Below are 19,384 nucleotides of genomic sequence, written 5' to 3'. Positions count from 1 at the left end.
AGCGCCGACAGGGTCCCGCTCCGGCGTCCGACCTGGCCCCCGAACTGGCGACCGACCTGGCCCCCGAACTGGAGAGCCCCGATGATCATCGACATGCCGGACACGACGACCAACGCCGTCGGCAAGCGGCTGGCGCACCTGCGGGACGAGGGGGGCGCGGTGGCGCTCGGCCGCGTCCTGACCCTGGTCGTCATCGCGTCCGAGGCGGACATCGAGGGCGCCGTCCGCACCGCGAACGAGGCGAGCCACGAGCACCCGTGCCGCGTGGTCGTCGTCGCCGCGCTGCCCGAGCACGAGGGTCCCGCGCGTCTCGACGCCGAGATCCGGGTGGGCGGGGACGCGGGCGCCTCGGAGGTCGTGGTGCTGCGGGGGTCGGCCCCGATGACCGCACACACGGACACCCTCGTCATGCCGCTGCTCCTGCCCGACGCCCCCATCGTCGTGTGGTGGCCCGCGGGCGGCCCCGACGACCCGTCGTCCGACCCCATGGGGGCGATGGCGCAGCGCCGGATCACCGACACCACCACGTCCGGCTCCCCTGTCGCGATGCTGCACCGCCTCGCGACGTCGTACCGGCCCGGGGACACGGACCTCGCCTGGGCTCGCGTGACCCTGTGGCGCGGCCTCCTCGCGGCGGCGGTCGAGCAGCCGCCCTACGACCCCGTGACCGCGGTGCGCGTCGAGGGCCAGGACGAGCACACGTCGCTGGACCTGCTGGCGGGCTGGCTCGGCCGGCGGCTGCGCTGCCCGTCGACGGTCGTGCGCACCGACAGCGACGACGCGATCACCCGCGTCGTGCTGGAGCGCAAGAGCGGGCCGATCGTGCTCGACCGGCCGGACGGCCGCACCGTGACGATCCAGCAGCCCGGCAAGCCCGACCGGCGCATGGCGCTGCCGATCCGCGCCCTCAGCGAGGCCCTCATCGAGGAGCTGCGGCGGCTCGACCCGGACGAGCTGTACGGCGAGGTCCTCACCAAGGGCCTCACCAAGGTCGAGACCGTCCGGGAGACCGCGTGACCGCGGCCGCGGCGCCCGGCGGCGCCGCTCCCCTGGCCGTGGTCCACCCGGGCCCGGAGGTGCTCGCGCAGGCGGCGGCCGCCCGCCTCCTGCTGCGGGTCCTCGACGTCCAGTCCGTGCGAGCCCCGGTGCACCTGGTGCTCACCGGGGGCACGGTCGGGATCCGCACCCTCGCCGCCGTCGCGGACAGCCCGCTGCGCGACGCCGTCGACTGGACCCAGGTGCACCTGTGGTGGGGGGACGAGCGCTTCCTCGCCGACGGCGACCCCGACCGCAACGAGACCCAGGCCCGCGACGCGCTCGTCGGCTCCCTCGTCGCCCGGTCGGGCCTGCCCGAGGCGCACGTGCACGCGATGCCGGCGCTCGGCGCCGTCGTCGACGGACGGTCGGTCGACACCCCCGAGGAGTCCGCGGCCGCCTACGCCGCCGAGCTCGCCCGGCACGCGGGCGGCCCGGACGACGCCGGCGAGCCGGGCGACGCCCCCGACGGGCCGCCGGTCCCCCGCTTCGACGTGCTGCTGCTCGGCATGGGCCCGGACGGCCACGTCGCCTCCCTGTTCCCGGGCCACGTCGCGCTGGGCGCCACCGGCGCGACGGTGGGCGTGCACGGGTCGCCGAAGCCGCCGCCCGAGCGCGTCTCGCTGACGTTCGGGGCGATCGGCCGGGCGCGCGAGGTGTGGGTCGTGGCCGCAGGCGCGGAGAAGTCCGGCCCGGCCGCCGCCGCCCTGGCAGGCGCCCCGGTGACCGAGGTCCCGGCCGCCGGCGCGCGGGGCACCGCGCGCACGCTGTGGCTGCTGGACGCCGCCGCGGCGTCGACCGCCGGGTGACGACGGACCGTCGTCACGGGTCGGCCGACAGCGCGGGTGACGGGGCGGCCGCGGCCGCCCCGTCACGAGCTCAGACGCCGAGCACGTCGACCGCCTCGCCGGTGCGCGCGCTCTCGTAGGCGGCCAGGATGATGCCGAGCACGGAGATGCCCTCGGCCTCGGTGTTCAGCGGGCGCCGGCCGGTCTCCAGGCAGTCGACGAAGTCGACGATCTCGGCCGCGAACGTGTTCACGGCCTCGTGCTCGAAGACCTGCTCGTCCTGGCCGCGCAGCTTCACCCGCAGCGTCGTGCCGTCCGAGCTGAGCGACCCCTTCTCCCCGACGACGCTGAACCGGTCCGTGCCGGGCGCGGCGTCGTAGGCCCAGGACGTGACGAGCTGGCCGACGCTGCCGTTGTCGAAGCGCACGAGCACCTGGGCGGAGTCCTCCCCCTCCATGAACGTCAGCCGATGGGTCGACATCATGGCGAAGGCCTTGACCGGACGCCCGCCCGCGAGGTGCATCAGCAGATACGTCGGGTGGTACCCGGTGTCGATGAACTCGCCGCCGCCGCTCGTGGCTGCCTTGGCGCGCCAGCCCATGGTCGACGGGTCGAAGTCGTTGTGGAACGAGTCGGTGGTGCGCACCTCGTACACGTCGCCGAGCGCCCCGGAGTCGATGACCTCCTTGGCCCTCGCGACGGCGGGCATGAACAGCTGGTTGTGCGCGCACATCAGGGTGACGCCCGCCGCGTCCACCGCGGCGCGCACCTCGGCCGCCTCCTCGGCCGTCAGGCACAGGGGCTTCTCACAGAGGATGTGCTTGCCGGCCTTGGCCGCGGCCACGATCGCGTCCCGGTGCAGGTGGTGCGGGAGGCAGATGTCGACGGCGTCGACCTCCGGGTCGGTCACCAGGTCGAGGAAGTCGGCGTACCCGCGAGCGCCGGCCTCCTCGACGCGCCGGGCGAGGGTGTCGGGCACGGCATCGGCGATCGCCGTGATCGTCACACGGTCGGGGATGGTGGCGTAGCCCGCGAGGTGGGCGCCGGCGATGCCGCCGGCGCCGATGAGGCCGATGCGGACGGGAGGTGTCACGGTCATGGAAGAGCCCTGTTCTGTGGTGGTACGGGTGTGGCGTTCAGTGCTGCGCGGCGGAGTTCGCCGCGTCGACGAGCACGGTCAGCGACCGGGCGCGCCGGAGGTTGTCCTCGAGCGTGGTGCCCGAGCGGATCGAGTCCGCCCACTGCGCGAAGAGGATCGGCTGGTCGGCGGGCAGATCGACGCGGGACGACCCGTCGGCCGTGGCCAGGCGCATCACGGCCTCGCCCGCGTCGTCGGTCTCGAAGCCGTACAGCACGGACCCCTCGGTGCCGTGGACCTCGATCGAGAACGGGCTCGCCGGCGTGACGAAGCCGGTCTCGACGACGCCGATCGCGCCGTCGGGCGTGGTGACCGTGACGGAGGCGTTGTCCTCGACGCCACGACCGGTCTGGTCGGTGTAGGTCGGTCGCACGGCCGTGAGGTCGTCGCCCAGGATCAGCTGGGTGAGGTAGACGGGGTGCGCCCCCAGGTCGGAGAAGGCGCCGCCGAGCGCCTCGGAGGCGTCGTAGAACCGTGCGGGCAGCCAGTCGCGGGTGGAGCCGTCGTGGGCCAGCCGGACCCGCGAGTACGTAAGCCGGCCGAGGCTCCCGGCGTCGAGGATCTCGCGCAGGGCAAGCGTGTAGCCGTGCGTGAGCCGCGGCAGGGAGACGGTCAGGCGCACGTCCGCGTCCCGGGCCGCGGCGACCAGCTTGTCGCACTCCTCGACGGTCGGGGCGAGCAGCTTCTCGGTGAAGACGTGCTTGCCGGCACCGATGGCCTTGCCGATCACCTCGACGTGGTCGCTGGTGGCGGCGGTGACGGTCACGCCGTCGAGGTCCTCGCGCGCCAGCAGCGCGTCGAGATCCGTCGTGGCCTCGACGCCGAGCCGCGCGGCGAGGCCGCGGCCGCGCTCGGCGTCGTCGTCCCAGACGGCGACGAGCTCGGTGTCGGGGTGGTCGAGCGCTGCGCGCCCGTACTCCTCGGCGTGCACGTGCCACGCGCTGAGGACGGCGATCCGCAGGGGATGGTTCATGGGATTCAGCTCCAGGACGTTCGTGGTGTTCCGCCCGGCGTCGCGCCGGGTCGGGCGGTTCGTTCGTGGGCTCGGGTCGACTCGGCTCAGGCCTCCGGGATGACGCTGTTCTGCCCGTACGTCGCGGGCATCTGATACCCCTCGAAGAGCGCCATCTTGGGACCGACGCTCAGCTGGTTGATCGCGACCGCCTCCTGCGGCGTCTGCGACCCGATGATCACCGAGCTCCGGGAGCGCTGGAGCGTGTCCCACGCCACGGACCCGACGGGCAGCGGGGGCCGCGACGTCGAGGTCGGCAGCATCTGCCGGAAGAGCTCCGCCTTGGGGTTGTAGTTCCGGGCCTGGATCGTCCTCAGGTTGGTCGGCAGGTCGCCGAGCAGCGGCTGCACGATGCTCTGGCCCTCGAACCCCGTGTAGAACTTCATGAACTCCCAGAGGTTGCGCGTCATCCTCGCGCCCTTCGGCACCACGAGGGACGCGCCGCCGGACCACGAGTAGGTCTCGTCGCCCTCGGCGCCGACGGGCAGCCACGTGAACTTCAGCGGCAGCTTCGGGGCGTACTTCTCGTTGCTGCGGATGGAGAACGGCCCGGTGGTGGACATCCCCAGGCGTTCGCTGAAGATGGCGGTCTGGCTGGGCGGGGCGTTCGGCGGCTGGTACGTGGCGAAGAAGGCGTCAGCCTTGGCGTAGGGGAACTCCTCGGCCCAGTCGGCGTACAGCTCGAACACGGCCCGCCACTGGGGAGAGTCGAGCGTGACCGACGCGGTCTCGTTGGAGTAGAGCTGCGCGTCGAGCCCGAAGGCCCAGGTGTAGGGCCAGCCCTCGCCGTCCCACGGCACGAACCCGAGCGTCTCGAAGTTGCCGCGGGAGTCGGTCGTGGTGATCTTGCGGCTGACCTCGCGGAGCTCGTCCCAGGTGAGCACGTGCTGCTGGGGGTCGAACATGTCGAGGTCGATGCCCGCGCCGCGCAGGATGTCCTCGTTGTACATGATCCCGCGGGCATCGGTGTTGATCGGCAGCCCGTACAGGCGGCCGTCGTAGGTGAGCTCGTCCACGGCGAACTGCAGCCACTGCGAGGTGAACTCCTCGACGGACACGCCCTCGTACTCCTCGATCAGGTCGTCGATCGGCTCGAGCAGCCCGATGGAGGCGTTCTGGACGGCGTTGAACCGGTCCATCTGCCACACGTCCGGGGCGGTGCCGCCCCGGACGGCGGTGATGATCTGGCTCATGTCCGCCACGCCGTTGCTCGGCACCTGGTTGACGTCGATCGTGATGCGGGACCCCGCCCTCGTGGCGTTGAAGGCGTCGATGACCTTGAGGTCCTTGTCGGCGTCGGCAGCCTGCATGCCCCAGTAGCGGATGACGGTGTCGCTCGAGGACCCGCGGGGCGCGCACGCCCCGAGCGAGAGGGCGGCGGCCGACGCGGCGGCGGCGCTCAAGAAGGTACGGCGAGTGATCACTTGAAGCCTCCGATGGTGATGCCCCGGATGAAGTGGCGCTGGAACACGAAGAACAGGATCAGCAGCGGCAGGATGACCAGGAACGACGCGGCCATCAGCTGGTTGAACGAGACGTCCTGCGCGTGCACCGAGCGGAACGACTGCAGGCCGATCGAGAGGGTCTGCACGCTCTCGTCCTGCAGGTAGATCAGCGGCCCCATGAAGTCGTTCCACGACGCGACAGCCGCGAAGATGGCGACGGTCGTCAGCGCCGGCTTGGCGGTGGGGAACACGAGGCGCCACAGGATGGTCCACTCCCTGGCGCCGTCGATCCGGGCCGCGTCGAGCATGTCCCTGGGGATCTGCAGGAGGAACTGGCGCAGCAGGAACACGTAGAACGCCGAGCCGAACATCGCCGGGATGATCAGCGGGAACATGGTGTTGACCAGCCCGAGCCGCGCCCACATGTCGAACATCGGGATGAGCGTCACCGGGAACGGCAGGAAGAGCGTCGCGATCACCAGGTAGAACACGAGGTCACGCCCCGGCCACTTCAGGCATGCGAAGCCGTAGGCGACGACGAAGTTCGAGATGACCGAGAAGATCACGACCGAGACCGTGATGATCGCGGAGTTCATGAAGAACTGCAGGAACGGCATCGCCGACACCGCGTCGACGAAGTTGCCGAACTGCCACGACTGGGGGATGAAGGTCGGCGGGAACTTCGCGAGCTCCTCGTCCGACTTCAGGGACGAGATGACCATCCAGTACAGCGGCAGCAGGAAGATGACGGACAGCACCACCATCACCACGCGCGCGATGACGGAGGAGTACCACGGGCGACGCGTGCCGTCGGCCCTCCGGTTCAGCTGGTCGGCGTCCACGGACCGGGCGGCGGACCGCCGGTTCCTGGGCGATTCCGTGCGGAGCGTCGTGCTCATCAGGATGCCTCCACGTCGTAGTTCACGAACCGGCGCGAGCACCAGAAGATCAGCAGGGCCAGGGCGAGCCCGACCAGGAACAGCAGCACCGCCAGGGCGGAGGCGTACCCGAGCTCGGCGAAGCCGAAGGCGTTCTTGTAGAGGTACATCATGTAGAAGAGCGCGCCCGCGTCGGGGTCGCCGGTGCCGTTGGTGACGATGTACGCCTCGGTGAAGACCTGGAGGGCGCCGGAGACGCCCGTGATCAGGTTGAACAGGAGGACCGGGGAGAGCAGCGGCAGCGTGATCGACCGGAACTGTCGCATCGGGCCCGCGCCGTCCACCCGCGCCGCCTCGTAGACGGTCTTGGGGACGTTGCGCAGCCCGGCCAGGAAGATCAGCGCCGCGTTCCCCGCGCCGAGCTGGGCCATCATGATGATCGCGATCTTGACGCCGGTCGGGTCACCGAGCAGGTTCACGTTGGCGCCGTCGCCGAAGATGTTGAGCACCTGGTTGAACACGCCGAACTGCGGGTTCAGGAACACGATGAAGATGAACGACATCGCGAAGGCCGGGATCAAGGACGGGGCGTAGAAGATCGTCCGGTACCAGGCGACCTCGCGGACGTTCTGGTTCATCGCGAGCGCGAGCACGAGCGCGACGACCAGCCCGAGCGGCACGGCGATCATGGCGTAGAACAGCGTGTTGCCGGTCGACTTGGCGACGAGCGGGTCGGCGAACGCCGTGACGTAGTTGCCCAGCCCCACCCAGGTCGGGGCCCCCATGCCCGAGTAGCGCGTGAAGCTCAGGTAGATCGAGTACCCGACCGGGTAGACGACGAAGACCAGGATGCCGACGATCCAGGGCGAGATGTACTTCAGGCCGAGGGCCAGGTCGCGCCTGTCCGTCCGCGACAGCCTGCGTCTCCCGCGCTCGGGCGGCGGTCCCTCCGCCGTGCCGTCCGCTGCCTCGGGCGGGGCGTCCCCGACGGGGACCCTGGCCTTCACTCCGGTTGCAGTCATCGCTCTCCCTTCGGTACGGCGGCGGAGCACGGTCCGTCGCGGTCTGGACAGGGGTTCGCAGCACCGAGGGGGTGATGTGGACCACAGTGTCCTCCGCGGCGAGAGATTACTCATACTGATGGAAATATTCAAAGAGGCATGATGGACCCGGCGGAAGGAGAGCGATGCGTGCGACGACGATGCCGCAGGTGGGGGCCCGCAACGAGCTGGTCGTGCTGCGGGCGATCCGGGTGTCCCCGGAGGGGGTCGACCAGTCGGACCTGATGGAGCGCTGCGGGCTCTCGCGTCAGGCGGTCTCCCAGATCACCCGGCGGCTGATCGACCGCGGACTGGTGCGCGCAGCGCCGGTGCACACCCGACGGCGCGGGAAGCCCGCCATGTCGATGCAGGTCGAGCCCCGCGCGATGCTCGCCGCCGGAGCCCACCTGGACCCCGCGCACATCACCGTCACCCTGGTCGACATGCTCGCCCGCCCGATCCTCAAGCGGTCACTCGCGCGGCCAGGGGAGGACCCGGCCGCTGACGTGGAGCGCATCGCCACGGCCCTGGAGGACATGCTCCGGGAGCTGGGGGCGGGGCTGTCGGACGAGGAGAAGGAGGCGGTGCACCGCAGCGTCCAGGGGATCGGCGTCGCGGCGCCCGGAGGGCTCGACGCCGCCCGCGGCGAGGTGCTCGATCCTCCGTGGCTGCCGGGGTGGCGTGGGGTGCCCCTGCTCGACCTGATCCGCGACCGGACCGGGTTGCCGGCGGTGCTGGACAAGGACACCAACGCTGCGCTCACGGCCGAGTACTGGCCGGGGCGGTTCGCCGCGGGCGAGACGGTGCTCTACCTGTACGTCGGTGCCGGCGTGGGATCGGCCGTGGCCGGCGACGGCACCATCCACCGGGGCAGCACGGTCCAGGCCGGCGAGATCGGGCACCTCCCGACAGGCGTCGACGACGCCAGGTGCGGCTGTGGTCGCATGTCCTGCCTGGGCCTCTACACGGACATGGACCGCTTCCTGGCGAAGGCACGGCGCGCGGGCCTCCCCCTCGACCGGCGCACCGGCCACGCGTCCGCGCTCGCCGACCTGCAGCGCGCGGCGCGCGGCGGCGAGGCCGCCGCGCGGGGCCTGATCGAGGAGTACGGGGCCGCGCTCGGCGAGGCCGCGCGCACCCTCATCAGCATCCATGACCCGCACCGCATCATCATCGGCGGCCCCTACTGGGGGTACCTGGACGAGCACGCGACCCCTGAGGTGACCCGGGGCGCGGCTCGCGCCCGGGGCGGCGCGCACGAGGTCCTGGTGACGTCGTCGACGTTCGGCGACGACGTGGGCGCGATCGGGGCGGCCACGCTCTTCCTCGAGCGGGAGCTCTCCCCCGCCACCTGAGGAGGGGCGACGGTCGCCGCCTGTACGCGGGCCGTGCGCCTAGCTGGCGGTCCGGTTGCGGGCGGCCAGCAGCCGGCCCGGGGTGTCGTCGTCGAACTCGGCGAAGAACTCCCCCACACGCTCGGTCAGCTCGCTCATCCCGTCGCAGGCGAAGAGCGTCGGCTGGTAGTGCGAGATGTCGTACTCCACGGTCCCCATGGAGTAGAAGTCGAGCGGCAGGATCGTCGCGCCCCGGAACTCCTCGATCTCGCCGTAGGAGGAGAGCAGCCCCGCGCCGTAGGCGCGCAGCTCGCCGTCCTCGTACATGACGCCGAACTCGATCGTGAACCAGAAGACGTCGGCGACGAACTGGAGGCCAGCTTCCGTCTCGCAGCGCCGGGCCGCCTCCCCGGCTCGACGCTTCACCTCGGCGATCGCCGGGTTCGCGAGCAGGTTCCCGTGGCCCACGACCTCGTGGATGATGTCGGGCTCCGGCGTGTACAGGGGCTGCGAACCGTGCCGCAGGTACTGCGTCGAGTGGAAGACGCCGTCGGCGAGGGAGCCGTAGAACTGGTCCAGGGGCACGAGCCCGGCCGCGGGATGCAGCCGGAAACCGCTCAGCGGCTGCAGGCCGGCACTCACCTCGTCGAGCTGCGGCACGCGATCCGTGGGCAGGCCGAGGGCTTCCTTGCCCTCGAGGAAACCTCGGATCGCGAGCCGCTCGTGCTTCGGCGCGAGCTCCGCGCACACCGTGCGCCAGATCGCGTTCTCCGCGTCGGTGTACTCCACCTGCGGCACGGGGTCACCCGGCCGCCACCGCAGCGCCGGGCCCGCGATCACCTCGCGACGCCGCCGGTACTCGGGATCGTTCGCGCCGGGATGGTCGTCGGTCAGGTGGACGGTGACGCCGTTCTCGTCCTCGGTGACGGGGGCGTAGAGCTGTCCTTCCTCGAACATGCGGCCAGACTACGCCGGGTACGGCCCCACGACCATGGTGGGTACGAGGACGCCCGCGACGCCCGCCGGCCGGTGCCGCTAGCTCGCCCGCTGCAGCCCGGAGCGCCGGGCGCGCAGGGTCTCGAGCGCCTCCTCGAGAAGGGCCGCCCCCTCGTCGTCCGAGCGGCGTTCCTTCACGTACGCGAGGTGGGTCTTGTACGGCTCGTTGCGCAACGGCTCCGGAGGGTTCGCCGCGTCGAGACCCGCGGGAAACCCGCAGCTCGGGCAGTCCCAGACCTCCGGGGGCGAGACGTCCTCGCTCGCCGAGAAGCTCGGGGTGGTCTCATGACCGTTCGCGCACCAGTACGAGACGCGGACCCGAGGGGCCGCCTCCCCGCGCTCGGTCTCTCCCAACGGACCCGCGCCCACGCGCGATCCACGGATTGCATGCCCAGCAGTAGCCACGTCGTGTCGTCCTCACCTTCGACTCAGTGGGCGTGCGCCCACGGACGATCTTCGTCTCGGCCGGCTCCCCCGAGTCCGGTCGTCTCGCTGCCCCCTGCGCCCCGGGCGACCATGCTGCCCGGGCCCAGGTCGGTGTCAGCTGACCTTGGTGATCAGACCGAGAAGCACGACGACGACGAACCACACGACCGCGAAGCTCACCGTGATCCGGTTGAGGTTGCGCTCGGCGACGCCGGAGCTGCCCGCGGCGCTCGAGATCCCGCCGCCGAACATGTCGGACAGACCGCCGCCCTTGCCCTTGTGCATGAGGATGAGCAGGATCAGGAAGGCGCTGGTCAGCACCAGCACGACCTGAAGGATGATCTGCAACGCGTCCACGATGTGCTTCCTCGGCTGTCGTCGTCGTCCGGTGCGGCCGCGCAGGACGCACGGCCCGTGGCCCCACGGGATGAGGCCTGGCGGCCGAGGTGCTCCCCGGCCGGGTCAAGAGTAAGTGACGAAAGCCTCCCGAGGCGAACAGCGGTGTTTCCACCGCGTGACGCCCCGGGAGGCCTGCTGGGCCGGACGTCAGGCGACGTGCGACCGGAACCGTGCGATCTTCGCGAACTCGACCGGGTCGAGGCTGGCGCCGCCCACGAGCGCACCGTCCACGTCCGGCTGCTCCATGATCTGCGCGACGTTGCCCGACTTCACGGAGCCGCCGTACAGCACGCGCACGCCGCCGGCGAGCTCCGCGTCGTACAGCTCGGCCAGGCGGCCACGGATCGCCCCGCACACCTCCTGCGCGTCCTCGGGCGTCGCGACCTCGCCGGTGCCGATCGCCCACACGGGCTCGTAGGCGATGACGACGGTCGCCGCCTGCTCGGGCGTGACGCCCGCGAGCGCGGCGTCGACCTGGGCGAGGGTGTGGGAGACCTGGTCGCCCGCCTTGCGGACCTCCAGCCCCTCCCCCACGCACAGGATCGGCACGAGGCCGTGCTCGAACGCCGCGCGCACCTTCGCGTTCACGACGGTGTCGTCCTCGGCGTGGTACTCCCGGCGCTCCGAGTGACCGACGGCCACGTACGTGCAGCCCAGGCGGGACAGCATCGGCCCGGAGACCTCGCCGGTGTAGGCGCCCGACGCGTGCTGCGACAGGTCCTGCGCGCCGTAGCGGATCTCCAGCTTGTCGGCGACGACCAGCGTCTGCACCGAGCGCAGGTCGGTGAACGGCGCCAGCACCGCGACCTCGACGTCGTCGAAGTCGTGCTTCGCGTCCTTGAGCGTCCAGGCGAGCTTCTGCACCGCGGCGATGGCCTCGGTGTGGTCCAGGTTCATCTTCCAGTTGCCCGCCATCAGGGGCGTGCGGGTGGTGGCCACGATGGGCTCCTCGATCTCGTCGGTCGCCGCGTGCCCGGTCGCCCGGGCACGCGGCAGGGGGTGGTCGGTGTCAGGTGTGCGGTCGGGACTCGGTCAGCCCTCGAGGACGGCGAGCCCCGGGAGCTCCTTGCCCTCCAGGAGCTCCAGGCTCGCGCCGCCGCCCGTGGAGATGTGGCTGAAGCCGGCCTCGTCGAAGCCCAGCGCGCGGACGGCCGCGGCCGAGTCGCCGCCGCCGACGATGGAGAAGGCGCCCGCGGCGGTCGCGTCGACGATGCCCTGCGCGACGGCACGGGTGCCGGCGGCGAAGGCGTCGAACTCGAAGACCCCCATCGGGCCGTTCCACACGACGGTCTTCGCGTCGGCGAGCCGGGCGGCGAACAGCGCGCCCGACTCCGGGCCGATGTCCAGGCCCATCGTGCCGTCGGGGATCTGGTCGGCCGGCACCGTGCGGTGCGGGGCGTCCGCGGCGAACGAGTCCGCGGCCACGATGTCCGTGGGCAGGACGATCTCGACGCCCGCCTCGGCGGCCTGGCTCAGGTAGCCCTTGACCGTGTCCACCTGGTCCGCCTCGAGCAGGGACGACCCCACCGAGTGCCCCTGCGCCGCGAGGAACGTGAAGACCATGCCGCCACCGATGAGCAGCCGGTCGGCCTTGGTGAGCAGGTTCTCGATGACGCCGAGCTTGTCCGAGACCTTCGAGCCGCCGAGGACGACGGCGTACGGGCGCTCGGGGTCGGTCGTCGCGCGTGAGAGCGCCTTGACCTCGGCGAGGACCAGCTCGCCGGCGGCGGCGGGCAGCACCTTCGCGACGTCGTAGACCGAGGCCTGCTTGCGGTGCACGACGCCGAAGCCGTCGGAGACGAACGCGTCGGCCAGCGCGGCGAGCTCGCCGGCGAGCTCCGCGCGCTCGGCGTCGACCTTCGAGGTCTCGCGCGCGTCGAAGCGGACGTTCTCGAGCAGGGCCACGCGGCCGTCCTCGAGCCCGTCGACGGTGGCTCGGGCGGACAGCCCGGTCACGTCGTCGGCGAGGGCGACGTCCTGGCCCAGCAGCTCGCCCAGGCGCGCGGCGACGGGCGCGAGGGAGAACTGCGGGTCCGGCGAGCCCTTCGGGCGCCCCAGGTGGGCGGTGACCACCACGCGCGCACCGGCGTCCGCCAGCCGGCGCAGGGTGGGCAGCGCGGCGCGGATGCGCCCGTCGTCGGTGATGGTCGTGCCGTCGAGCGGCACGTTGAAGTCCGAGCGGACGAGGACGCGCCGGCCGCGCAGGTCCCCGAGAGTGTCGATGGTCTTCATGCAGCACACCTGTCCTTCGTGGTCCCGGCGGTCGCTCGACCTGGCGAGTGTCCTGGCAGTCGACCGGTCGGGGCCGGGATGATCGGTTCCGTACATGACGACGTCCGCGTGCGCGGCCGGGATGCGGCGCGCACGCGGACGTCGTGGCTCACGCTCGAGCGGCGTCGTGCGCCGGAGGCGTCAGAGCTTCTCGCCGACGTGGACCGTCAGCGCGACCAGCGAGTTGGAGTAGCCCCACTCGTTGTCGTACCAGGAGACGACCTTGACCTGGTTGCCGATCACCTTGGTGAGCTTCGAGTCGAAGATGCTCGTGTGCGGGTTGGTGACGATGTCCGACGACACGATCTCGTCCTCGACGTACTCGAGGGTGCCCTTGAGCGGGCCCTCGGCGGCGGCCTTCACGGCGGCGTTGACCTCGTCGACCGTGACCTCCTTCGGCGCCTCGAACGTGAGGTCCGTGGCCGAGCCCGTGATCACCGGGACGCGCAGCGCGTAGCCGTCCAGCTTGCCCTTGAGCTCCGGGAGCACCAGGGCCACGGCCTTGGCGGCACCCGTGGTGGTCGGCACGATGTTCTGCGCGGCAGCGCGGGCGCGACGCAGGTCCTTGTGCGGGCCGTCCTGCAGGTTCTGGTCGCCGGTGTAGGCGTGGATCGTGGTCATCAGGCCACGCTCGATGCCGATCGAGTCGTTGAGCGCCTTCGCCAGCGGGGCGAGGCAGTTCGTGGTGCACGACGCGTTCGAGATGATGTGGTGCGCGGCCGGGTCGTACTGGTCGTTGTTCACGCCCATGACGAAGGTCGCGTCCTCGTTCTTCGCCGGGGCGGAGATGATGACCTTCTTCGCGCCGGCGTCGATGTGCGCCTTGGCCTTCGTCGCGTCCGTGAAGAAGCCGGTGGACTCGATGACGATGTCCGCGCCCAGCTCGCCCCAGGGCAGGTTCGCGGGGTCGCGCTCGGCCAGCGCACGGATCTTCGACCCGCCGACGATGATGTTGTCGTCGTCGTACTCGACGGTCTTCGGGAAGCGCCCGAGCACCGTGTCGTACTTGAGCAGGTGAGCCAGAGTCTTGTTGTCGGTCAGGTCGTTGACGCCGACGACCTCGATGTCCGCACCCGACTCCACAAGAGCGCGGTAAAAGTTCCGTCCGATCCGACCGAAGCCGTTGATCCCGACGCGGATGGTCACGATTGCCCTCCTCAGGGCGCGCCGGAGAGGGTCCGACGCACACGGTTGATGCCGACTTCCGCGCGCCTTGACGCGCTGATGATGCCCGCCGTGACCCCGGCCGCCGTCGACGTCATGCCTCCGAGCGATGTGCCTGGGGTCACGCCGTCGTCACCTGACAGGACGAGCCTATACCCAACCCGTACCCGCCGCCGACCCTGACGCAACCCGTGAGACGTGTGGTCTGACCATGTGGTCGCGCCGCCCCTGCGGGCTGCCCCGGACCGTCTTCGTGCCCGCGCTCAGAGGTCGAGCAGATCGGGCGACAGGCCCGCCTCGGTGTCGGGGATGCCGAGCTCGATCGCCTTCTTGTCCGCGGTCGACAGCAGCCGGCGGATCCGGCCGGCGACCGCGTCCTTCGACAGCGGCGGGTCGGCGAGCTGACCCAGCTCCTCGAGGGAGGCCTGCTTGTGCGCCAGCCGGAGCTCGCCCGCCTGCCGCAGGTGCTCCGGCAGCTCCTCCCCCAGGATCTCGAACGCCCGCTGCACCCGGGCCCCCGCCGCCACGGCCGCCCGGGCGGACCGGCGCAGGTTCGCGTCGTCGAAGTTCGCCAGCCGGTTCGCGGTGCCGCGCACCTCGCGCCGCGCGCGCCGCTCCTCCCACACCTGGCGCGTGGTCACCGCGCCCATCCTCCGCAGGATCTCGCTGATGGCCTCGCCGTCCCGCACCACGACGCGGTCGACGCCGCGCACCTCGCGCGACTTGCCCTGCACGCCGATCCGTCGCGCGGCCCCGACCAGGGCCAGCGCCGCCTCGGGGCCGGGGCAGGTGACCTCCAGGGCCATCGAACGACCCGGCTCCGTCAGCGAACCGTGCGCCAGGAACGCGCCCCGCCACACCGCCTCCGCCTCGGCCACGCCGGCGGACACCACCTCGGGGGCGAGGCCTCGCACCGGGCGCCCGCGGGAGTCCAGCAGCCCCGTCTGGCGCGCGAGCGACTCCCCGTCGCGCACGACCCGCACCACGTACCGGTTGTTCTTGCGGAGCCCGCCCGCCTGAACCACGATCAGCTCGCTCGTGTGCCCGTACAGGTCGGTGATCGCGCGCCGCAACCGGGCAGCCGCGGACTCGGTGTCCAGCTCCGCCTCGATCACGACCCGCCCCGAGATGATGTGCAGGCCGCCGGAGAACCGCAGCATCGCCGAGACCTCGGCCTTGCGGCACGACGTCCGCGTCACCTTGATCCGCGCGAGCTCGTCCTTCACCTCTGCCGTCAGCGCCATGGCGTCATCCTGCCACGGCGCCACAGCGGTGCCCGCCGACCGGCAGCACGTCACACATCGCCGTAGACCCCCTCGAAGACGTCCCGGTAGGCGGCCGCCAGCCGGAGCGCGTCGTGCTGGGCCGTGCCGTCACCCCGCCGCACCTGGCGCATGAGGAGCCGCGCGCCCATCCCGTTGGCGGCGGCCGCGAGTTCGGACACGTCCTCGACCGCCGACGGGTCCGCGAGGACGGCGTCGACGCGCAGGCCGGGAGCATGCTTGTGCAGCGCCGCGAGGTGGTCGGTCGCGGTCAGGCCCTGTGTCTCGCCCCGCTCCGCGCTGAGGTTGAGCGTCACGCACACCTTCGCGTCGGTCTCGTGCAGCGCGCGCGCCAGCTCGGGCACCAGCAGGTGCACCAGGACCGACGAGTACCAGGACCCCGGGCCGAGGACGATCCAGTCGGCGTCCCGCACCGCCGCGACGGCCTCCGGGCACGCCGGCGGGTCCGCGGGCACCAGCCGCAGCTGCTCGATGCGCGCGTCGGTCACGGCCACGCGGCTCTGCCCCACGACCGTCGTCGGCGACCCGTCGGACCCGTCCCCCTGCACGTCCGCCTCCACGACGAGCGGGACGGACGCCATCGGCAGGACCCTGCCGCGCGCGCCGAGGAGCCGGCCCACCCAGTCCAGGCCCTCCACGGTGTCGCCGAGCAGCTCCCACAGCGCGACGATCATGAGGTTGCCCATGGCGTGGTTGTCCAGGCTGCCCGCCGAGACGAACCGGTGCTGCAGGAGCCCGCTCCACGTGCGGCCCCAGTCGGAGTCGTCGCACAGCGCGGCGAGCGCCATGCGCAGGTCGCCCGGCGGCAGGACCTCGAGCTCGTCTCGCAGCCTGCCCGAGGACCCGCCGTCGTCGGCGACCGTCACCACCGCCGTCAGCCGGTCGGACATCAGCCGCAGGGCCGACAGGCTCGCGTACAGCCCGTGACCGCCCCCCAGGGCGACGACGGCCGGCGCCGCGCTCGGCACCGTCACTCCTTCCCGAGGTCGCGAGCGGTCACGGTCACCCGCTGCCCCGCGTCCCGCAGCCGCGCCGCGATCTCCCCCGCGATCGCCACCGACCGGTGCTTGCCGCCCGTGCAGCCCACGGCGATCGTCACGTACCGCTTCTCCTCGCTGAGGTAGCCCGCCAGGACGGGTTCCAGCGCGGAGACGTACCGCTCCACGAACTCGAGCGCGCCCGGCCGCGCGAGGACGTAGTCCCGCACCGGCTCGTCGCGGCCCGTCAGGTGCCGCAGCTCGGTGATCCAGTACGGGTTGGCGAGGAACCGCACGTCGGCGACGTGGTCCGCGTCCAGCGGCAGCCCGTACTTGAACCCGAACGCCACCACGTTGACGCGCAGGGTGTCGGCGCTGCCGTTGGCGACCGCCGACCGCACCTCGCGCGCGAGGTCGTGCACGGACGTCTCCGACGTGTCGATGACGACGTCGGCACGCTCCGAGATCGAGGTGAGGCGGCGGCGTTCCTCGGCGATCCCGTCGAGGATGCGCCCCTCCCCCTGCAGCGGGTGCGGCCGGCGCACGCTCTCGTACCGCCGCACCAGCGTCTCGTCGCGCGCGTCGAGGAACAGGATCCGGTAGGAGACGCCGGCGTCGTTCAGGTGCTGCAGCGCCTGCGAGAGCTCCGCGAAGTACTCCCGGCCGCGGACGTCCACGACGACCGCGAGCCGCTCGACCGAGGAGCCCGCGCGCGTCATGAGGTCCACGAGCGGCACGATCATCAGCGGCGGCAGGTTGTCCACGACGAACCAGTCGAGGTCCTCGAGGACACCGGCCGCACGGCTGCGGCCCGCGCCCGACATCCCGGTGATGACCAGCACCTCCGGCTCGCTGCGCTCCGGGGCAGGAGTCGCAGCCTCGATCTCGGGGATGCCCTGGGGAACGGTGGTGGGCGACGGCTCAGTCATGCGTCCAGCATGCCAGCGGGCGCACCCCCGCCGGCACCCGGCGCGCTGGACGTGGCGCTCCCCCGGTCGGGCTGCGCTCGAGCGGCCTCGCCGCCGGGCTGGTCGCCGCCGGGCTGGTCGCCGCCGGGCTGGTCGCCACCGGCCTGGTCGCCCCCCAGCGCCGCGACGACCGCCTCCGCGGTCCGTCGGCCCATGCCCCGCACCGCGGCGATCTCCTCGACGCTCGCCGTGCGCAGCTTCCTGACCGACCCGAACCGGTCCAGGAGGGCCTTGCGCCGGGCCGGGCCGAGACCGGGCACGTCGTCGAGGACGGACGCCGTCATCCCCTTGCTGCGCCGGCGCCGGTGCTGGGCGATCGCGAAGCGGTGCGCCTCGTCGCGTACCCGCTGCAGCAGGTAGAGGCCCTCCGACGAGCGCTGCAGGATGACCGGGTACTCCTCGCCGGGGACCCAGACCTCCTCCAGCCGCTTGGCCAGGCCGCACAGTGCGACGTCCGTGACGCCCAGCTCGTCGAGCGCGCGCGCCGCGGCGGCGACCTGGGGCGGGCCTCCGTCGACGACCACGAGGTTCGGCGGGTACGCGAAGCGCTTCTTCTCGGGCTCGACCTCGGGCCCCACCTCTCCGGACGAACGCCCCGGCGCCAGGGCGGCGGCGCCGCCCGCCCCCGAGTCCTGGGCGTCGTCGCCACGCTCGTCGGCGTCGTCGAGCTCGACGTCACCTGCCGCGAGCCGGTCGGCGACGTATCTCTTGAAGCGCCGGGTGATCACCTCGTGCATCGCGGCGGTGTCGTCGCGCGCCCCGTCGCCGTCCGGTCCCCGCACCGAGAAGGTGCGGTACTCGCTCTTGCGCGCCAGCCCGTCCTCGAAGACGACCATCGACGCCGACTGGTAGGTGCCCTGGGTGTGGGACACGTCGTAGCACTCGATCCGCAACGGGGCCGAGTCGAGCTCGAGGGCCTCCTGGATCTCGCGCAGCGCCTGGCTGCGGGTCGTGAGGTCGCCCGCCCGGCGGGTGCGGTGCAGCGCGAGCGCGTGCTCGGCGTTGGCCAGCACGGTCGCGGCGAGCTCGCGCTTGTCGCCCCGCTGCGGCACCCGGAGGTCGACCTTCCCGCCGCGCAGCCCCCGGAGCCAGGTCGACAGCTGCTCCGGGTCGGGCGGCAGCACCGGGACCAGCACCTCGCGGGGCACGGCGTCCCGGGCCTGCTGCCGCGCGGCCGCGCGGTCCGCGGGATCGTCGGAGGCGGGTCGCGCGTCGGCGACCGCCCCGTAGACCTGTTGCAGCAGGTGCTCGACGAGCTCCGCGTCGGTGACGTCCTCGACCTTCTCCACGACCCAGCCGCGCTGGCCGCGGATACGGCCGCCGCGCACGTGGAAGACCTGCACCGCGGCCTCGAGCTCGTCACCGGCCAGCGCGAAGACGTCCACGTCCGTGGCGTCCGGGAGGACGACGGCGTTCTTCTCCGTGGCCCGCCGCAACGCCTGGATGTCGTCGCGCAGGCGTGCCGCCTGCTCGTACTCGAGGTTCGCGGCGGCCTCCTGCATGCGCCGGGTGAGGCGGCGCTCGAACCGGCCCGTGTCCCCCGCCATGAAGTCGCAGAAGTCGCGGGCGAGCTGCTTGTGGTCGTCCACCGAGATACGCCCGACGCACGGTGCCGAGCACTTGTCGATGTACCCGAGCAGGCACGGCCGGCCCGTCTGATGCGCACGCTTGTAGACGCCCGCCGAGCACGTCCGCACCGGGAACACCCGCAGCAGCAGGTCGAGGGTCTCGCGGATCGCCCACGCGTGCCCGTACGGCCCGAAGTAGCGGGTGCCCGGGCGCTTGGCGCCCCGCATCACCTGGGCACGGGGCACCTCGTCCGCCATCGTCACCGCAAGGTACGGGTACGACTTGTCGTCGCGGTACTTGATGTTGAAGCGGGGGTCGTACTCCTTGATCCAGGAGTACTCGAGCGCGAGCGCCTCGACCTCCGTGCCGACGACCGTCCACTCCACCGACGCCGCGGTGGTGACCATGGTCTGGGTGCGGTGGTGCAGGTGGGCGACGTCCTGGAAGTAGCTCGACAGCCGCGCCCGCAGGTTCTTCGCCTTGCCGACGTAGATCACGCGCCCGTGCACGTCCCGGAACCGGTAGACCCCGGGCGAGGTCGGGATCTCCCCCGGCTTCGGGCGGTACGTCGCTGGGTCTGCCATGGAGGTCAGCGTAGGTCAGGCCACCGACGGTGCGAGGCGTCGCTCCGCCGGTGGCCCTCCCCTCGTCGAGGTGGGTC

The 19,384-nt window shown here is 72.1% G+C and carries 18 protein-coding genes; 3 read left to right on the top strand and 15 right to left on the bottom strand.

Going from position 1 to position 19,384, the window contains the following annotated elements:
* Positions 1–81 precede the first annotated feature (81 nt).
* Together opcA and pgl are read left to right on the top strand one after the other, a co-directional pair.
* Positions 82–1,017 carry a glucose-6-phosphate dehydrogenase assembly protein OpcA gene (gene opcA, locus IEW03_RS07260; protein ID WP_188522986.1) on the top strand — a complete coding sequence of 312 codons (936 nt, stop codon included), beginning with the start codon at positions 82–84 and terminating at the stop codon, positions 1,015–1,017.
* A complete protein-coding gene (pgl, locus tag IEW03_RS07255; RefSeq protein WP_188522985.1) occupies positions 1,014–1,844 on the top strand; it encodes a 6-phosphogluconolactonase in 831 nt (276 codons plus the stop codon). The genes opcA and pgl overlap by 4 nt, the downstream gene beginning before the upstream one ends.
* Before the next feature lie 70 nt (positions 1,845–1,914).
* Here pgl and IEW03_RS07250 read toward each other — a convergent pair whose 3' ends face one another.
* The 5 genes from IEW03_RS07250 to IEW03_RS07230 form a co-directional block, all read right to left on the bottom strand.
* Positions 1,915–2,922 (bottom strand): Gfo/Idh/MocA family protein, encoded by a 1,008-nt coding sequence (locus IEW03_RS07250; RefSeq protein WP_188522984.1) that lies wholly within the window; start codon positions 2,920–2,922, stop codon positions 1,915–1,917.
* A gap of 37 nt (positions 2,923–2,959) precedes the next feature.
* Positions 2,960–3,934, bottom strand: a complete 975-nt coding sequence (locus IEW03_RS07245) for a Gfo/Idh/MocA family protein (RefSeq protein ID WP_188522983.1) — start codon at positions 3,932–3,934, stop codon at positions 2,960–2,962.
* 86 nt (positions 3,935–4,020) lie between these two features.
* Positions 4,021–5,397, bottom strand: coding sequence for an extracellular solute-binding protein (locus IEW03_RS07240; RefSeq protein WP_188522982.1), 1,377 nt, complete (start codon positions 5,395–5,397; stop codon positions 4,021–4,023).
* Entirely contained in the window at positions 5,394–6,317 is a 924-nt protein-coding gene (locus IEW03_RS07235) for a carbohydrate ABC transporter permease (RefSeq protein WP_188522981.1), read from the bottom strand. Before IEW03_RS07235 ends, IEW03_RS07240 begins: the two co-directional genes overlap by 4 nt.
* Positions 6,317–7,318 carry a carbohydrate ABC transporter permease gene (locus IEW03_RS07230; protein ID WP_188522980.1) on the bottom strand — a complete coding sequence of 334 codons (1,002 nt, stop codon included), beginning with the start codon at positions 7,316–7,318 and terminating at the stop codon, positions 6,317–6,319. Before IEW03_RS07230 ends, IEW03_RS07235 begins: the two co-directional genes overlap by 1 nt.
* A gap of 164 nt (positions 7,319–7,482) precedes the next feature.
* On the opposite strand from IEW03_RS07230, the gene IEW03_RS07225 reads away from it, so the two are divergent.
* Positions 7,483–8,691 carry an ROK family transcriptional regulator gene (locus IEW03_RS07225; RefSeq protein ID WP_188522979.1) on the top strand — a complete coding sequence of 403 codons (1,209 nt, stop codon included), beginning with the start codon at positions 7,483–7,485 and terminating at the stop codon, positions 8,689–8,691.
* Positions 8,692–8,730: 39 nt separating this feature from the next.
* Here IEW03_RS07225 and IEW03_RS07220 read toward each other — a convergent pair whose 3' ends face one another.
* The 10 genes from IEW03_RS07220 to uvrC form a co-directional block, all read right to left on the bottom strand.
* Positions 8,731–9,627 (bottom strand): phenylalanine 4-monooxygenase, encoded by an 897-nt coding sequence (locus IEW03_RS07220; RefSeq protein WP_188522978.1) that lies wholly within the window; start codon positions 9,625–9,627, stop codon positions 8,731–8,733.
* Between the two features lie 78 nt (positions 9,628–9,705).
* Complete coding sequence (locus IEW03_RS07215) at positions 9,706–10,071, bottom strand: RNA polymerase-binding protein RbpA (protein WP_188522977.1); 366 nt, start codon at positions 10,069–10,071, stop codon at positions 9,706–9,708.
* A 135-nt stretch (positions 10,072–10,206) separates the two neighbouring features.
* Complete coding sequence (gene secG / locus IEW03_RS07210; RefSeq protein WP_188522976.1) at positions 10,207–10,449, bottom strand: preprotein translocase subunit SecG; 243 nt, start codon at positions 10,447–10,449, stop codon at positions 10,207–10,209.
* A gap of 189 nt (positions 10,450–10,638) precedes the next feature.
* Entirely contained in the window at positions 10,639–11,430 is a 792-nt protein-coding gene (tpiA, locus tag IEW03_RS07205) for a triose-phosphate isomerase (RefSeq protein ID WP_188522975.1), read from the bottom strand.
* 93 nt (positions 11,431–11,523) lie between these two features.
* Positions 11,524–12,723, bottom strand: coding sequence for a phosphoglycerate kinase (locus IEW03_RS07200; protein WP_188522974.1), 1,200 nt, complete (start codon positions 12,721–12,723; stop codon positions 11,524–11,526).
* Between the two features lie 180 nt (positions 12,724–12,903).
* The gene (gene gap, locus IEW03_RS07195) at positions 12,904–13,908 is read right to left on the bottom strand and encodes a type I glyceraldehyde-3-phosphate dehydrogenase (RefSeq protein WP_188522973.1); all 1,005 of its coding nucleotides are present in this window, start codon (positions 13,906–13,908) and stop codon (positions 12,904–12,906) included.
* Between the two features lie 281 nt (positions 13,909–14,189).
* Positions 14,190–15,170: a DNA-binding protein WhiA gene (gene whiA, locus IEW03_RS07190; protein ID WP_188522972.1), complete on the bottom strand. Its 981-nt coding sequence runs from the start codon at positions 15,168–15,170 to the stop codon at positions 14,190–14,192.
* A 50-nt stretch (positions 15,171–15,220) separates the two neighbouring features.
* Positions 15,221–16,183 (bottom strand): gluconeogenesis factor YvcK family protein, encoded by a 963-nt coding sequence (locus tag IEW03_RS07185; RefSeq protein ID WP_188522971.1) that lies wholly within the window; start codon positions 16,181–16,183, stop codon positions 15,221–15,223.
* Positions 16,180–17,115 carry an RNase adapter RapZ gene (gene rapZ, locus IEW03_RS07180; protein WP_188522970.1) on the bottom strand — a complete coding sequence of 312 codons (936 nt, stop codon included), beginning with the start codon at positions 17,113–17,115 and terminating at the stop codon, positions 16,180–16,182. Before rapZ ends, IEW03_RS07185 begins: the two co-directional genes overlap by 4 nt.
* Entirely contained in the window at positions 17,112–19,307 is a 2,196-nt protein-coding gene (gene uvrC / locus IEW03_RS07175; RefSeq protein WP_188522969.1) for an excinuclease ABC subunit UvrC, read from the bottom strand. The genes rapZ and uvrC overlap by 4 nt, the downstream gene beginning before the upstream one ends.
* Between the last annotated feature and the right edge of the window lie 77 nt (positions 19,308–19,384).

The organism is Isoptericola cucumis (assembly GCF_014635665.1).
Lineage (GTDB): Bacteria > Actinomycetota > Actinomycetes > Actinomycetales > Cellulomonadaceae > Isoptericola > Isoptericola cucumis.
Note: the sequence above shows the minus strand (reverse complement) of the source record. Positions and strands in the feature narration are given on the sequence as shown.

Excerpts from the sequence above, each read along its gene's own strand:
- opcA (WP_188522986.1), top strand. The coding sequence starts at position 82 with ATGATCATCGACATGCCGGACACGACGACCAACGCCGTCGGCAAGCGG.
- rapZ (WP_188522970.1), bottom strand. The coding sequence starts at position 17,115 with ATGACTGAGCCGTCGCCCACCACCGTTCCCCAGGGCATCCCCGAGATC.
- IEW03_RS07200 (WP_188522974.1), bottom strand. The coding sequence starts at position 12,723 with ATGAAGACCATCGACACTCTCGGGGACCTGCGCGGCCGGCGCGTCCTC.
- uvrC (WP_188522969.1), bottom strand. The coding sequence starts at position 19,307 with ATGGCAGACCCAGCGACGTACCGCCCGAAGCCGGGGGAGATCCCGACC.
- IEW03_RS07245 (WP_188522983.1), bottom strand. The coding sequence starts at position 3,934 with ATGAACCATCCCCTGCGGATCGCCGTCCTCAGCGCGTGGCACGTGCAC.
- IEW03_RS07250 (WP_188522984.1), bottom strand. The coding sequence starts at position 2,922 with ATGACCGTGACACCTCCCGTCCGCATCGGCCTCATCGGCGCCGGCGGC.
- IEW03_RS07230 (WP_188522980.1), bottom strand. The coding sequence starts at position 7,318 with ATGACTGCAACCGGAGTGAAGGCCAGGGTCCCCGTCGGGGACGCCCCG.
- IEW03_RS07220 (WP_188522978.1), bottom strand. The coding sequence starts at position 9,627 with ATGTTCGAGGAAGGACAGCTCTACGCCCCCGTCACCGAGGACGAGAAC.
- whiA (WP_188522972.1), bottom strand. The coding sequence starts at position 15,170 with ATGGCGCTGACGGCAGAGGTGAAGGACGAGCTCGCGCGGATCAAGGTG.
- IEW03_RS07235 (WP_188522981.1), bottom strand. The coding sequence starts at position 6,317 with ATGAGCACGACGCTCCGCACGGAATCGCCCAGGAACCGGCGGTCCGCC.
- IEW03_RS07225 (WP_188522979.1), top strand. The coding sequence starts at position 7,483 with ATGCGTGCGACGACGATGCCGCAGGTGGGGGCCCGCAACGAGCTGGTC.